The sequence below is a fragment of the Microbacterium indicum DSM 19969 genome, from assembly GCF_000422385.1.
In the GTDB taxonomy this organism is placed as follows: Bacteria; Actinomycetota; Actinomycetes; order Actinomycetales; family Microbacteriaceae; genus Microbacterium; species Microbacterium indicum.
The window spans coordinates 296,106-310,249 of record NZ_AULR01000002.1 but is presented as its reverse complement, the minus strand read 5'-3'; the positions used below and the strand labels follow the sequence as shown (position 1 = coordinate 310,249).

Annotated in this window: 13 protein-coding genes and 2 tRNA genes; 8 read left to right on the top strand and 7 right to left on the bottom strand. The window is 71.4% G+C overall.

Annotation, left to right across the window (positions count from 1 at the left end):
- Positions 1 to 6: 6 nt before the first annotated feature.
- The gene (locus tag H576_RS0104105; RefSeq protein WP_029149886.1) at positions 7 to 738 is read right to left on the bottom strand and encodes a zinc ribbon domain-containing protein; all 732 of its coding nucleotides are present in this window, start codon (positions 736 to 738) and stop codon (positions 7 to 9) included.
- A 1-nt stretch (position 739) separates the two neighbouring features.
- Positions 740 to 812, bottom strand: a tRNA-Val gene (locus H576_RS0104100).
- Positions 813 to 962: 150 nt separating this feature from the next.
- Here H576_RS0104100 and aceE point away from each other — a divergent pair.
- The 6 genes from aceE (at position 963) to H576_RS0104070 (ending at position 8,696) form a co-directional block, all read left to right on the top strand.
- Entirely contained in the window at positions 963 to 3,698 is a 2,736-nt protein-coding gene (gene aceE / locus H576_RS0104095) for a pyruvate dehydrogenase (acetyl-transferring), homodimeric type (RefSeq protein ID WP_029149885.1), read from the top strand.
- A 61-nt stretch (positions 3,699 to 3,759) separates the two neighbouring features.
- Positions 3,760 to 5,013 (top strand): PucR family transcriptional regulator, encoded by a 1,254-nt coding sequence (locus H576_RS0104090; protein WP_051172132.1) that lies wholly within the window; start codon positions 3,760 to 3,762, stop codon positions 5,011 to 5,013.
- Positions 5,014 to 5,097: 84 nt separating this feature from the next.
- Entirely contained in the window at positions 5,098 to 6,021 is a 924-nt protein-coding gene (locus H576_RS0104085; RefSeq protein ID WP_029149883.1) for an ACP S-malonyltransferase, read from the top strand.
- A 25-nt stretch (positions 6,022 to 6,046) separates the two neighbouring features.
- Positions 6,047 to 7,048 (top strand): beta-ketoacyl-ACP synthase III, encoded by a 1,002-nt coding sequence (locus H576_RS0104080; protein ID WP_029149882.1) that lies wholly within the window; start codon positions 6,047 to 6,049, stop codon positions 7,046 to 7,048.
- A 79-nt stretch (positions 7,049 to 7,127) separates the two neighbouring features.
- Complete coding sequence (locus tag H576_RS0104075; protein ID WP_029149881.1) at positions 7,128 to 7,373, top strand: acyl carrier protein; 246 nt, start codon at positions 7,128 to 7,130, stop codon at positions 7,371 to 7,373.
- An 81-nt stretch (positions 7,374 to 7,454) separates the two neighbouring features.
- Positions 7,455 to 8,696 carry a beta-ketoacyl-[acyl-carrier-protein] synthase family protein gene (locus tag H576_RS0104070; protein ID WP_029149880.1) on the top strand — a complete coding sequence of 414 codons (1,242 nt, stop codon included), beginning with the start codon at positions 7,455 to 7,457 and terminating at the stop codon, positions 8,694 to 8,696.
- A gap of 49 nt (positions 8,697 to 8,745) precedes the next feature.
- Here the strand turns inward: H576_RS0104070 and H576_RS0104065 are convergent, their stop codons facing one another.
- The 4 genes from H576_RS0104065 to H576_RS14235 all read right to left on the bottom strand — a co-directional run bounded on the left by H576_RS0104065 (position 8,746) and on the right by H576_RS14235 (position 11,737).
- Complete coding sequence (locus H576_RS0104065) at positions 8,746 to 9,897, bottom strand: MalY/PatB family protein (RefSeq protein ID WP_029149879.1); 1,152 nt, start codon at positions 9,895 to 9,897, stop codon at positions 8,746 to 8,748.
- Between the two features lie 84 nt (positions 9,898 to 9,981).
- Positions 9,982 to 10,488 carry a DUF3145 family protein gene (locus tag H576_RS0104060; protein WP_029149878.1) on the bottom strand — a complete coding sequence of 169 codons (507 nt, stop codon included), beginning with the start codon at positions 10,486 to 10,488 and terminating at the stop codon, positions 9,982 to 9,984.
- Between the two features lie 152 nt (positions 10,489 to 10,640).
- Positions 10,641 to 10,715: transfer RNA gene (locus H576_RS0104055), tRNA-Ile, on the bottom strand.
- Positions 10,716 to 10,732: 17 nt separating this feature from the next.
- The gene (locus H576_RS14235) at positions 10,733 to 11,737 is read right to left on the bottom strand and encodes a DMT family transporter (RefSeq protein WP_245559108.1); all 1,005 of its coding nucleotides are present in this window, start codon (positions 11,735 to 11,737) and stop codon (positions 10,733 to 10,735) included.
- 72 nt (positions 11,738 to 11,809) lie between these two features.
- Between H576_RS14235 and def the strand changes: the two genes are divergently transcribed.
- Entirely contained in the window at positions 11,810 to 12,376 is a 567-nt protein-coding gene (def, locus tag H576_RS0104045) for a peptide deformylase (RefSeq protein WP_029149877.1), read from the top strand.
- A gap of 106 nt (positions 12,377 to 12,482) precedes the next feature.
- Complete coding sequence (locus tag H576_RS0104040; protein ID WP_051172130.1) at positions 12,483 to 13,037, top strand: septum formation family protein; 555 nt, start codon at positions 12,483 to 12,485, stop codon at positions 13,035 to 13,037.
- 6 nt (positions 13,038 to 13,043) lie between these two features.
- Here the strand turns inward: H576_RS0104040 and H576_RS14230 are convergent, their stop codons facing one another.
- The gene (locus H576_RS14230; protein ID WP_036319133.1) at positions 13,044 to 14,105 is read right to left on the bottom strand and encodes a hypothetical protein; all 1,062 of its coding nucleotides are present in this window, start codon (positions 14,103 to 14,105) and stop codon (positions 13,044 to 13,046) included.
- Positions 14,106 to 14,144 lie beyond the last annotated feature (39 nt).

Sequence of the window (14,144 nt, the reverse complement as noted above, 5' to 3'; positions counted from 1 at the left end):
CCCGCGTCACAGCCCGGACTCCTCGGTGCGGATGAGGATCGCGCCGCACTCGGGGCAGGTGACGACGTCGTCGGACGCGGCCTCGCGGATCCGGGCGATGTCGCTCGGAGAGAGCATGACGCGGCACGCCCCGCAGGTCGCCTGCTGGAGGAGGCCGGCCGCCGTGGTGCGCGCGCCGATCCGCTCGTATTCGGCGAGGAGCCCCGCCGACACGCGCTCGGCGACGGCCGCGCGGTCGCGCTGCGCGGAGTCGAGCTCGGCGGTCGCCCGGGCGACGGCGTCCTTGCCCTCGGCGCTCAGCCGCTGCCCCTCGTCCGATGTGCGGGCGACGAGCTGCTGCTGCTCGGCGACGGCCTCCTCCGCGTCCTGCAGGCGCTCCATGAGCTCGAGCTGCGTGGTCTCGAGCCCGTCGACGCGGACCGCGAGCGCTTCGATCTCCTGCTCGAGCGCGCGCGCGTCTCGCGCCACGGCCGTCTGCGAGAGCCGGTCGGCGTCGCGGGCGCTGCGCTTGCGCGCGATGTCGATGTCGCTCTCGACGCGTGCGAGCTCGGCCTTCACGTCGTCGCGCGCGTTCGAGCGGGCGAGGAGCTCCCTGCCCTGCGTGTCGCGCTGGGCGACGAGCTCGCGGACGCGCGCGATCTGCGGCGGGTTGCGGCGGGCGGCATCGGCGCGCGCTGTGCGCACGTCGAGCTCGGCGAGGTCGAGAAGCAGGCGCTGATCGGCGGGAGTGGCTTTCACGTGGGCCCTGCCGGGATCGAACCGACGACCTACTGGGTGTAAACCAGTCGCTCTGCCAGCTGAGCTAAAGGCCCGTTCTCCCGAGTCTACGCGGCGCGTGTCCCCGCCCGAGTGTCGGTAGGGTGGGGAGCGGACGCGCGCGGCCCAGGAACGACCCGAGGCTCCGTCACGCGCCCCCTCGCACGAGCCGGGCACGATCTGCCCGCACGACGAAAGGTCACCTGGTGGCAGTTCACGATCAGGATCCGTACTCGCAGGGCGCCGTCGACAGCGACCCCGCAGAGACCGCGGAATGGCAGGAGTCGCTCGATCAGCTGATCGACGCGAAGGGCACGCAGCGCAGCCGCGAGGTGATGCTGAGCCTGCTGAAGCGCTCGAAGGAGCGCCGTCTGAACGTTCCGATGGTTCCGACCACCGACTACGTCAACACGATCTCGGCGGAGGACGAGCCGAGCTTCCCCGGCGACGAGGAGCTCGAGCGCCGCTACCGCCACTGGATCCGGTGGAACGCCGCGATCACGGTGCACCGCGCGCAGCGCCCCGGCATCGGCGTCGGCGGCCACATCTCGACCTACGCCTCGGCGGCGTCGCTGTACGAGGTCGGCCACAACCACTTCTTCCGCGGACAGGACGACGCCTCGGGCGGCGACCAGATCTTCTACCAGGGCCACGCCTCCCCCGGCATGTACGCCCGCGCGTACCTCGAGGGGCGCCTGACCGAGCAGCAGCTCGACGCGTTCCGCCAGGAGAAGTCGGGCGCGCCGCACGGCCTCCCCTCGTACCCGCACCCCCGCATGCTGCCCGACTTCTGGCAGTTCCCGACCGTGTCGATGGGCCTCGGCCCGATCAACGCGATCTATCAGGCGATGTCGAACAAGTACCTCGAGGCGCGCGGCATCAAGCCGGTCGCCGACTCGCACGTCTGGGCCTTCCTGGGCGACGGCGAGATGGACGAGATCGAGTCGCGCGGCCAGCTCCAGGTCGCGGCCAACGAGGGCCTCGACAACCTGACCTTCGTGATCAACTGCAACCTGCAGCGCCTCGACGGGCCGGTCCGCGGCAACGGCAAGATCATCCAGGAGCTCGAGAGCTACTTCCGCGGTGCCGGATGGAACGTCATCAAGCTCATCTGGGGCCGCGGCTGGGACGACCTGCTCGCTCGCGACACCGAGGGCGCGCTGCTCGACCTCATGAACACGACGCCCGACGGCGACTTCCAGACGTTCAAGACCGAGGACGGCGCCTTCGTCCGCGAGAACTTCTTCGGCCGCGACCCGCGCGCCCTCGAGCTCGTCAAGGACTACACCGACGACCAGGTCTGGGCTCTGCAGCGCGGCGGCCACGACTACCGCAAGGTCTACGCGGCGTACAAGGCGGCGACGGAGCACAAGGGGCAGCCCACCGTGATCCTCGCGCACACGATCAAGGGATACGGCCTCGGGCCGCACTTCGAGGGCCGCAACGCGACCCACCAGATGAAGAAGATGACCCTCGACGACCTCAAGCTGTTCCGCGACACCATGGACATCCCGGTGACCGACGCGCAGCTCGAGGAGAACCCGTACCAGCCGCCGTACTACCACCCCGGCGAGCAGGACGAGACGATCCAGTACATGCTCGAGCGCCGCCGCGCCCTGGGCGGATTCCTGCCCGAGCGCCGCACCACGAACGTCGGCGCCGAGCTCACCCTGCCCGACGCGAAGGCCTACGCGCTGCCGAAGAAGGGGTCGGGCAACCAGGAGGTCGCCACGACGATGGCCTTCGTGCGCATGCTGAAGGACATCATGCGCGTCAAGGGCTTCGGAGAGCGGATCGTCCCGATCATCCCGGACGAGGCCCGCACCTTCGGCATGGACTCGTACTTCCCGTCGGCGAAGATCTACAACCCCAACGGCCAGAACTATCTCTCGGTCGACCGCGACCTGCTCCTCGCCTACAAGGAGAGCCCCGCGGGCCAGATCATCCACGTCGGCATCAACGAGGCCGGAGCGGCCGCGGCCTTCACCGCGGCGGGCACCTCGTACGCGACGCACGGTCAGACGCTGATCCCGGTCTACATCTTCTACTCGATGTTCGGGTACCAGCGCACGGGCGACGCGTTCTGGGCCGCCGGCGACCAGATGGCCAAGGGCTTCATCATCGGCGCCACGGCCGGCCGCACGACGCTCACGGGCGAGGGCACGCAGCACATGGACGGCCACTCGCCGATCCTGTCGTCGACCAACCCCGCGACGGTCACCTACGACCCCGCGTTCGGCTATGAGGTCGCGCACATCGTCGAGTCGGGCATCGAGCGCATGTACGGCGGATCGCACCCCGACCCCGACGTCATGTACTACCTCACGGTCTACAACGAGCCGATGAAGCAGCCGGCCGAGCCCGAGGGCGTCGACGTCGAGGGCATCGTCAAGGGCATCCACCGCGTCTCCGAGGGATCGGGCGACGGCCACCGCGTGCAGCTGCTCGCGTCTGGCGTCGGCGTGCCGTGGGCGCTCGAGGCCCAGGAGCTGCTGAAGAGCGACTGGGGCGTCGTCGCCGACGTCTGGTCGGTCACGAGCTGGAACGAGCTGCGCCGCGACGGCCTCGCCGCCGACGAGCACAACTTCCTGCACCCCGCCGACGAGCCCCGCACGGCTTATGTGACCGAGAAGCTCCGCCACGCCGAGGGCCAGCCCTTCGTCGCGACGAGCGACTACATGGAGGCCGTCCAGGACCAGATCCGCGCCTGGGTCCCCGGGCCCTACGGCACGCTCGGCGCCGACGGGTTCGGCTTCAGCGACACGCGCGCAGCGGCTCGCCGCTTCTTCCACATCGACGGCCCGTCGATGGTCGTGAAGGCGCTGCAGATGCTCGCCGATCAGGGCAAGGTCGACCGCCAGGTCGTCGGGCAGGCGATCGAGAAGTACCGCCTGCACGACGTCAACGCCGGAACCTCCGGCAACGCGGGCGGCGACGCCTGACCCATCGCTCAGGGCGGGATCCCCACGGGGATCCCGCCCTCTTGCGCACCTCCACGAGAACATGACACCTGACTCCTCCCCCGCCCCCGGCGCGCGCTCGGCGCTCGACAAGCAGTCGACCCTCGCGTGGCTGCGCCGCATCTCAGGCGACATCGCGACCGCGACCCTGCACCGTCTCGAGGAGACGCTCCCCTGGTACGCCGAGATGCCTCCCGCGCGGCGCTCGGCCGTCGGGCTCGTCGCCCAGTCGGGCATCAGCTCGTTCATCGACTGGTACGAGCACCCCGAGGCCCCGCCGACCATCGCCGCCGACATCTTCGCCGCGGCGCCCCGCGAGCTGCTGCGCAGCGTGAGCCTGCAGCAGACCCTGCAGCTCGTCCGCGTCACGGTCGAGGTCACCGAGGAGAAGGTCCGCGACCGCGGCGAGCACCTGCGCGAGGCGATCCTCCTCTACTCGCGCGACGTCGCCTTCACGGCCGCCGACGTCTACGCCCGCGCCGCCGAATCGCGCGGTCTCTGGGACGCGCGGCTCGAGGCGCTCGTCGTCGACACCATCCTCACGGGCGAGACCGACGACGAGCTTCCGAGCCGCATCGCGGCCCTCGGCTGGCACGGCCACGGCGAGGTCAGCGTACTCGTCGGCACGACGCCCCCGGCGTTCGACGTCGACCAGGTGCGGCGCCGCGCGCGCAAGCTCGGCGTCGACGTCCTCATCGGCGTGCAGGGATCGCGGCTCGTCCTCGTGATCGGCCGCGCCGTCGCCGCCGACGATCAGCGCGGCGCCGAGCCCGCCGAGTCCCTGACCTTCCGCGAGATCGCGCAGGCGCTCGAGCCCCACTTCGGCGACGGGCACCTCGTCCTCGGCCCGACGGTCCCCGCGCTCGTCGACGCGAGCGTCAGCGCGCGTGCGGCCCTCGCGGGCTTCGCCGTCGCGGCGGCGTGGCGCGCGGCACCGCGCCCCGTCGAGGCCGACGACCTCCTGCCCGAGCGGGCTCTCGCGGGCGACGCCTTCGCGAAGCGCACCCTCGTCGAGCGCATCTACCGCCCGCTCGAGGGACATTCGACCGACCTCATCACGACGCTGTGGAGCTACCTCGACAACGGCCGCTCCCTCGAGGCGACGGCGCGCGACCTGTTCGTGCATCCCAACACCGTCCGCTACCGCCTGAAGCGCGTCAGCGACGTCATCGGCTGGGACGCCACGGGGCCGCGCGAGGCGCTGATCCTCCAGACGGCGCTGATCCTCGGATCCATCGGCACGAACGAGGTCTCACGGCGACGCGGCGTCGCGCGACGCGCCGATCGGGGGCGGTGATTGGCGGGATCCGACAACCGATCCCGGCAATCTTGTGAGCACGGTGCCAGCCCGGTCGCGCGAACGGTGGGAAGAATGGATCGAGTGATCGTCGCCGCATTCCCCGGGCAGGGTTCTCAGACCCCCGGATTCCTCGCACCCTGGCTCGAGACCGACGGGGCCCGCGACCGCCTCGAGCGCTACGCCGACGCCGCTGAAGTCGATCTGGTCGCCGCCGGCACGACATGGGACGCCGACGCGATCCGCGACACCCGGGTCGCCCAGCCCCTCATCGTCGCCGCGAGCCTCGTGTCGTGGTTCGCGCTGAGCGACGACGAGCGCGCGCTGTTCGGCGGCGCGGCGGGCCACTCGGTCGGCGAGGTCGCGGCGCTCGTCGCGGCGGGCGTCATCTCGGACATCGACGGCATGCGCCTCGTCGGAGCGCGCGGACGCGCGATGGCCGACGCGGCGGCCGTCACCCCGACGGGCATGAGCGCCGTCGTGGGCGGCGTCGAGGAGCAGGTCCTCGACGCGATCGCCGCCGCGGGCCTCGAGCCCGCGAACTTCAACTCGAAGGGCCAGATCGTCGCCGCGGGCGCGACCGACGCGCTCGCGGCCCTCGGCGAGAACGCCCCGCGCGGCGCGCGGGTCATCCCGCTGCAGGTCGCCGGCGCGTTCCACACGAGCTACATGGCACCGGCCGTCGGCGCGCTGCAGGCCGCCGTCGACGCGATCGCCGACGTCGGCGACCCGCGGATCGCCCTCTGGTCGAACAGCGACGGTCAGACGGTCGCGACGGGCGCCCTCGCCCTCGAGCTCATCGTCCGCCAGGTGCAGAACCCCGTGCGCTGGGACCTGTCGATGGAGTCGTTCGCCGGCGCCGGCGCCGCGGGCCTCGTCGAGTTCCTGCCGGGAGGCACCCTCGCGGGCCTCGCCAAGCGCGGCATGCGCGGCACGCCGGCCGTCGCCCTCAAGACCCCCGACGACCTGGCCGCTGCTCGCGACCTCCTCGCCGGTTCCCAGAACTGACATCGGAACGCCGCAGGAGAGAAGAATGACCGCTGCTCTGAGAGAAGCTCCCACCGTCGCACACACGCGCATCCTCGCGATGGGCGCCGCGCGCGGCGAGAACGTCGTCCCGAACGACGACATCGTCGGCCCCATCGACTCGAGCGACGAGTGGATCCGCCAGCGCACGGGCATGATCACCCGCGTCCGCGCGAACAAGGAGACCACCGCGATCACGCTCGCGACCGAGGCTGCGCGCGAGGCCGTCGCGAAGGCGGGCATCGACCCGGCCGAGATCGGCGCGGTCCTGATCGCGACCATCAGCAACCCGAAGCAGACGCCGTCGGCCGCCGCGATCGTCGCCGACGCGATCGGCGCGACGCCCGCCGCGGCGTACGACCTCAACGCCGCGTGCGCGGGCTACTGCTACGGCATCGCCCAGGCCGACGCGCTCATCCGCGCGGGAGCCGCGAAGTACGCGGTCGTCGTCGGCGCCGAGAAGCTCAGCGACATCATCGACCCGACCGATCGCTCGATCTCGTTCCTCCTCGCCGACGGCGCGGGCGCCGCGGTCGTGGGTCCGAGCGACGTCCCCGGCGTGTCGGCGACCCAGTGGGGATCCGACGGGTCGAAGGCCGCCCTCGTCGGCATGAACGCGACCCTCACGGAGTTCCGCGACGGCGAGCACGAGTGGCCGACGCTGCGCCAGGAGGGCCCGAGCGTGTACCGCTGGGCCGTGACCGACATGGTCAAGGTCGCGCGGAAGACCCTCGAGGAGGCGGGTATCGAGCCCGCAGACCTCGCCGCTTTCGTCCCTCACCAGGCCAACGGCCGCATCATCGACGAGTTCGCGAAGCAGCTCGGCCTCCCCGAGTCCGTCGTGATCGCGCGCGACATCGAGACGACAGGCAACACGTCGGCGGGCTCGATCCCGCTCGCGACGCACCGCCTGCTCGAGGAGCACCCCGAGCTGTCGGGCGGCCTCTCGCTGCAGATCGGATTCGGCGCAGGCCTCGTCTACGCCGCGCAGGTCGTCGTCCTGCCGTGATTCCGGGGGCTTCGCCCCTAGACTGAGGGACGGTTTCCCGACCTCCCGAACCCCCACGCCACTACAAGGAGAAGATTCCATGGCACTCAACACCGATGAGGTCCTCGCGGGCCTGGCCGAGCTCATCACCGACGAGACCGGCATCGACGCGGGCGAGGTCGCCCTCGAGAAGTCCTTCACGGACGACCTCGACATCGACTCGATCTCGATGATGACGATCGTCGTCAACGCCGAGGAGAAGTTCGGCGTCACGATCCCCGACGACGAGGTCAAGAACCTCAAGACGGTGAAGGACGCCGTCGACTTCATCACGTCGAACTCCTGATCGTCGCGTGGGCGCCGCAGCCTCACGGCGCGGCGCCCACGACGCTCTCCACACATCATCACGGGAACAGGGAAACCACGCATGACCACACGCATCGTCGTGACAGGTATGGGCGCGACTTCCGCATTGGGCGGAAACGTCGCCGACAACTGGACGAACCTCATGGCAGGCGTCTCGGGCATCCGCCCGCTCGAGCACGAGTGGGTCGAGGAGCTCGCGCTCCCCGTGACCTTCGCCGGAGAGGCGATCGTCCGCCCCGACACGATCCTCGACCGCCCGACGGCGAAGCGGCTCGACATCTCGACCCAGTTCGCGCTCGTCGCGGCCATGGAGGCGTGGGAGGACGCCGGCTCGCCCGACGTGGACCCCGAGCGCCTCGGCGTCGACTTCGCGACGGGCATCGGCGGCGTCTGGACGCTGCTCGACGCCTGGGACACCCTCCGAGCGAAGGGGCCCCGGCGCGTCATGCCGATGACGGTTCCGATGCTCATGCCGAACTCGGCCGCTGGCTTCCTGTCGCTGCACTTCCACGCCCGGGCCTTCGCCCGCACCGTCGCCTCGGCCTGCGCCTCGAGCGTCGAGTCGCTCGCGAGCGCGTACGAGCACCTGCAGAAGGGCGAGGCCGACATCGTCATCGCCGGCGGCACCGAGTCGGCGATCCACCCGATCACCGTCGCGTCCTTCGCCTCGATGCACGCCCTGTCGCGCCGCAACGACGACCCCGCATCCGCCTCGCGGCCGTGGGACGTCGACCGCGACGGCTTCGTCATGGGCGAGGGCGCCGCCGTGCTCGTCCTCGAGACCGAGGAGCACGCCAAGGCGCGCGGCGCGAAGATCTACGCCGAGTTCGTCGGCGCCGGCGTCACGGCCGACGCGCACCACATCACGGCCAACGACCCGACGGGTCAGGGCGCCGCCCGCGCGGTGCGCCAGGCGCTCGACCAGGCGGGCCGCACGCCCGACGAGGTCACCCACATCAACGCCCACGCGACGTCGACCCCCGTCGGCGACCCCGCCGAGTTCACGGCTCTGGAGGCCGTCTTCGGCGACCGCGTGCGCGAGATCCCGGCCAGCGCGACGAAGTCGGCGACGGGCCACCTGCTCGGCGGCACCGGCGCGCTCGAGTCGGTGTTCACGATCCTCGCGATGCGCGACCGCCAGGCGCCGCCGACGCTCAACCTCGACAACCAGGACCCGGAGACCCCGTTCCTCGCGTCGAAGCAGCCGCAGGCGCTGCCCGAGGGGCCGCAGCTCGCGATCAGCAACTCGTTCGGCTTCGGAGGCCACAACGCCGTCGCGGCGTTCGCCACCTACGAGGACTGATCGAGTCAGAGGGGGCCGGGGAGCATCGCTCCCCGGCCCCCTCTGCGTGTCACGCCATCGCGCGCGCCATGCGGTCCACCATCTCGCGCAGCACCGGGCGGGGCGTCGCGAAGATGAGTCGCACGAAGCCGCTTCCCGCGGCCCCGCACGCGGCACCGTCGGTGAGTCCGACGCCCGCGTTCTCGCGGAAGAACGCCGCGGGATCCTCGATCCCCGTGCCGCGGAAGTCGAGCCAGCCGACGTAGGTGCCCTGGGGAGCCGTGAACCGCACGCCGGGCAGCCGGTCGGCGACGAGCGCCGCGAGCTCGGTCCTGCTGCCGTCGAGGTAGGCGCGCACGTCGGCGAGCCACGCACCGCCCTCGCGGTACGCGACGGCGTTCGCGATGGCGCCGAGGTTCGCGGTGCCGTGGCCGGCCAGTCCGCCCTTCTCGTCCATCACGGCGCGGTCGTGGAGGTTCGAGACGACCAGCTGGGCGCACTTCAGGCCGGGCAGGTTCCAGGCCTTCGAGGCCGAGAGCGCCGTCACGGTGTGCGACGCCGCGGCATCCGACACCGTCGCGTACGACACCATCTCGCCCTCGAAGACGAGCGGCGCCCAGATCTCGTCGGCGAAGACCCGACCGTCGTTCCTCGCGACGACCTCGCTGATCGCGACGAGCTCGTCGCGGGTGAAGACGCGGCCCACGGGGTTGAAGGGGTTGCAGAGCACGAGGACCTGTCCCCCGGCGTCGAACGCCGCCTGGATCGCGTCGAGGTCGAGGCGGGCGACGCCCGCGTCGTCGACGAGCGGGACCTCGATCACCTCGCGTCCCAGTTCGGGCGGGACGAACAGGAACGGCATGTACGACGGCGTCGGGACGATGACCTTCGAACCCGGACGGGAGAAGAGCTCGATCGCGAGCTCGAACGCCGTGATCACGTCGGGCATCGGGAAGACGTCCTCGGGCTGTGCTCCCCAGCCGCGCGCGTTCAGGTGCTCGGCCGTCGCCTCGCGCAGCTCGCGGTCGATGTGCGGCGGCATGTAGCCGTGTACGGGCGCGTCGACCGCCTCGTGCAGCGCCGCCCGGATCTCGGGGGCGATCCCGAAGTCCATCTCGGCCACGAACGCCCCGATCGGGACGTCGGGGTCGTTCCACTTGGTGGCGCGGGTCGCGCGCAGGTCGTCGAGGGTGATCGCGTCGAGTTCGTCGGGGCGGGGCATGGATCCATCCTCTCGCGGAGGACGTCACCGCGCCCTCCCGGAGTCTTCTCCGAGAGGGCGCGGTCGTCTGTGTGCGCGGCGGCGTCAGCCGGCGCGGTGCTGCAGCCACACGACCGGAGAGGCGATCGCGTCGCCCGCCGTGCGGAAGATCTCGAGCTCGTCGTCCCAGGCCGTGCCGAGGGCGACGTCGAGCTCACGGCGCATCTCGAACGGGTCGGCGAGGGCGATCGCGGCGCGGACGCGCTCCTCGCCGACGACGATGCTGCCCGCCGCGTCGATCTGCGAGAAGTGGATCCCGAGGTCGGGCGTGTGCATCCAGCGACCGCCCGTGCTGCCGGGCGTCGGATCCTCCGTGACCTCGAAGCGCAGGTGCTCCCAGCCGCGGATGGCGGTCGCGATCGCGGCGCCCGTGCCGGCGGGGCCGTCCCACGAGAACTCGGCGCGGCGCGCTCCCGGGAGCGCGGGCTGGTTCTGCCAGTCGAAGTTGACGGCACGCCCGATCGAGCGCCCGACTGCCCACTCGAGGTGGGGGCACAATGCTTTCGGCGCCGAGTGGATGAAGACCACTCCGCGCGCGCTGGGTGTCGCCATGATCTCTCCGTTTCGTCAGGTGCGGCTTCCCCTCCGCGCCTGAACGGGTGATCTGCTGGCGGCAGAACTATTCGGCTTTCACGCTCAGTCTGTCGCAGACACGCCCGAATCACAAGCGTGTTCTTCGCGCGATGCGGCGTGTCGCGTCGTCGTAGGGCGGGCGGGACTCGAACCCGCGGATCGTCGAGTTATGAGCTCGCTGCCTTGACCAGCTTGGCTACCGCCCCATACGTACCGGTCGAGCCTATCGCGGCTCGTCGGCCGGGCCCGAGTCGGGCCCCGAGCCGCCCCGCGTGATGGGCAGCTCCTGGCTCTCGTGGATCACCTGCGGGTGGCTGCGTGCGAGCCACACGACGCCCACGGCGGCCACCGCGCCGACGAGGATCCACACGACGATCGCCCAGGCCGGCGCCGACGCCGCCTCGTCGAGAAGCAGGGCGCCGATGAGGACGGCGACGATCGGGTCGATGACCGTGAGCCCCGCGATCACGAGGTCCGGCGGCCCCGAGGAGTACGCGGTCTGCACGAAGTAGGCCCCCGCCGCCGCCGCCGCGAGCAGCGCGATGCCGGACGCGATCGTGAGGGCGCCGAAGTCGCCCTGCTGGATCCGCTTGATCACGACCTTCGCGAGCGTCGCGACGAAGCCGTACAGGATCCCGGCGGACGAGATGTAGAAGAGCGCGCCGGCGCGTGCGCGCACGAAGAGCCAGACGGCGCCCATGACGAGGAGCACCACGAGGAGGATCACGAGGAGGGTGAGGATCTGCACCTGATCGAGGGGCTTCTCGATCGCGACGAACGCCGCGACGATCACGAAGACGAAGATCCCGCCGACGCACATGCCGATGGCCGTGACGGACTGCCGCGTCGGGGTGTGTCCCGTCGCCTGCGCGTTGAGCAGCGTCGTGATCACGAGGGAGATCGCGCCGAGCGGCTGCACGACGATGAGCGGAGCGATCGCGAGCGCCGAGAGCTGGCACACGATCGCGGCGCCCATGAGCAGGGTCCCGAGGATCCAGGACGGGCGGCGCAGCAGGCGCACCAGGTGCGACACCCCGAGCCCGCCGGCGCCCGAGCCGCCCGCGAGCCGCTCGACCTTGCGGACCCCGCGGCTCTGGTACTGCGCCCCGAGCGACATGAACACGGCGCCCGCGACGGCCAGGGGGATGCCGAGGAGCAGCCCCGGGTTGTCGAAGACGTTCGTGCTCTCGACCGCCGCGGAGGCGACGGCGTGCAGGCCCCAGGTCACCCGACAAGCCTATGACACGGCCCTCCGCGCGGCGGGTGGGAGCGGCCGGGCCGCGTTCAGTAGCCTTGCGGAATGGCCATTCTTCCGATCCGCGTCTGGGGGGATCCGGTCCTCCACGCGCACGCCGCTCCGGTCGACGAGATCACCGACGAGATCCGCACGCTCGTCGCCGACATGTACGAGACCATGGACGCCGCTCCCGGCGTGGGGCTCGCGGCCCCGCAGGTGGGCGTCGGCCTGCGGATCTACACCTACACGTACGAGGACGACGAGGGGAATCCCTGGCGGGGCGAGATCATCAACCCCGAGCTGTGGATGACTCCCCCCGAGCCCGGTGCCCCCGACGAGGACGAAGAGGCAGAGGGCTGCCTCTCGTTCCCCGGCGAGCGGTTCGCGCTGCGCCGCAGCGACCGCGTCATCGTGACGGGGATCGACCTGCGGGGTGAGCCCGTGCGCATCGAGGTCGACGGGTGGCGCGCGCGGATCATGCAGCACGAATTCGACCACCTCGACGGGATCGTGTACATCGATCGGATCTCCGACGGCGACTGGAAGACGGCGCAGAAGATCTCGAAGAAGCGCGGGTGGGGCAAGCCCGGCGTGAGCTGGATGCCCGGCGTCGACGACCTCGAGGGCTGACGGCCCGGTACCGGGAGGGCACCCCGTTCCCCTAATGTCTTGAGCGGGGAGATGCGATGCGCGCGTCCCCCTGCCTGATCCACATCGCCAGAACGGACTGTCACTCATGATCACCCTCACTCGCTCCCGCGCCGCTCGCGCCACCGCCGTGGTCGCCGGAGCCCTCCTCATCGGCGGCTCGCTGGCGGGCTGCGCCTCGATCCAGTCCCTCATCGGCGGCGCCGAGCGCGACGAGGACTCGGGCGAGGTCACCGAGTCGGGCACCGAGTCGGTGTTCGACATCCAGGTCGGCGACTGCCTCCAGGAGCCCGACGCGGCCGGCGCCGACGGCACCGAGGTCAGCGACATCGAGGTCGTCCCCTGCTCCGACGAGCACGACTACGAGTACTACTACGAGTACGACCTTGACCTCGGCGACGACTTCCCCGGCCAGACGGCGATCCAGGAGGACGCCGACCCGAAGTGCCAGGCCGCGTTCGCCGACTTCGCCGGCATCGACTTCAACGAGTCGGCGTCGCTCTGGTACACGTACTACTCCCCCACCGAGCAGACCTGGTCGACGGGCGACCGCCAGATCCAGTGCCTGATCTACGAGGCCTCGGACGACATGGGCCAGACGGTCGTCCCCGTCACCGGCTCGCTCGCCGGCGCCGCGCGCTGACCCCGGTCACCTGCGCGCAGCGCGGCGGATGACGTCGCGCAGCCCCGGACGCCGCGCTCGCTGCTCCGCCTCCCGCACGACGGAGGCGAGGGCGTCGAGCGCGGCGTTCAGCTGCGGGTCGGGTCCAGGGCGGTCGGGGTCGGCGACCTGCGGCGCGCGCACGGGGCGCAGATCCTCGACGTCGCCCACGACGTCGATGTCGCGCTCGCGGATCCAGGCGGCCCACGCCGCGAAGCGCTCGTCGGCCCAGTCGAGCATCTCCTCCGACGGCACGATCGGGTCGCCCGCACCCGCGAGGGTCTCCTCGGCGATGAGGACCCGCACGAGCCCGTCGTAGGTCCCCGGCCGGTCGGAGCGCTCCAGGCGGCGGTTGAGGCGCCGCATCATCGTCGTCTGCGCGGCCCCCATCGACGGGTTCGATCCGCCGGCTTCGCGCGGCGCGCGGTCAGGATCGACGCGCAGGGCATGGCACATCCGCAGCCACAACTCGTCCGCGGTGCGCTCCCGCGGCACCGTCACGAGGTGGATGCGGTCGGGGGCGATGCCGTAGCCCCAGGTGCCGAGCACACGCGGGAGGTCGAACGGCACCGCGAAGAAGCCGAGGCCCGCCCTCAGCCGCGCCGAGTACTCCGCGAACGACCACTCCTTGCCCTGCTTGACCTCCTCCTGCCACCCGGCGGCGATCTGTCGGCCCATGTCGCGCGCCGAGTAGACGATGTGCAGGTCGGCTCCGTGGGCCGTCAGGTCGCGTCGAGCCCGCGCAGCCTGATCGGACGTCGCCGAGGCGAAGATCTCGTGGCTGATGATCGCCGTGCCGCGCGTGCTGTGCACCTGCTCGACGAGGCGCCGCCACGCGCCGTCGACGCCCGACCCCGGCCCCGCCCAGTCGGCGCCCACGAGGTCGAGGCACGCGTGGAACTGCCCGAGCGGTGCGGGATCGCGTCGCCCGGCGCCCGGCACCGAGATGCCGGCACGGCTGAGCGACGCGGCGTTGCGCGCGAGCCGCTCCTGGAACGCCGTCGTGCCCGTCTTGGGGGCGCCGACGTGCAGGAAGACGGTGTGTGCCACGGGAGGAGCCCTTCGGTCGAATCGCTGCCGAACCGGTAC

Coding starts and splice junctions, on each gene's coding strand:
- H576_RS0104075 (WP_029149881.1), top strand. CDS start 7,128: ATGGCACTCAACACCGATGAGGTCCTCGCGGGCCTGGCCGAGCTCATC.
- H576_RS0104040 (WP_051172130.1), top strand. CDS start 12,483: ATGATCACCCTCACTCGCTCCCGCGCCGCTCGCGCCACCGCCGTGGTC.
- H576_RS0104060 (WP_029149878.1), bottom strand. CDS start 10,488: ATGGCGACACCCAGCGCGCGCGGAGTGGTCTTCATCCACTCGGCGCCG.
- H576_RS0104090 (WP_051172132.1), top strand. CDS start 3,760: ATGACACCTGACTCCTCCCCCGCCCCCGGCGCGCGCTCGGCGCTCGAC.
- H576_RS0104070 (WP_029149880.1), top strand. CDS start 7,455: ATGACCACACGCATCGTCGTGACAGGTATGGGCGCGACTTCCGCATTG.
- H576_RS0104065 (WP_029149879.1), bottom strand. CDS start 9,897: ATGCCCCGCCCCGACGAACTCGACGCGATCACCCTCGACGACCTGCGC.
- def (WP_029149877.1), top strand. CDS start 11,810: ATGGCCATTCTTCCGATCCGCGTCTGGGGGGATCCGGTCCTCCACGCG.
- H576_RS0104080 (WP_029149882.1), top strand. CDS start 6,047: ATGACCGCTGCTCTGAGAGAAGCTCCCACCGTCGCACACACGCGCATC.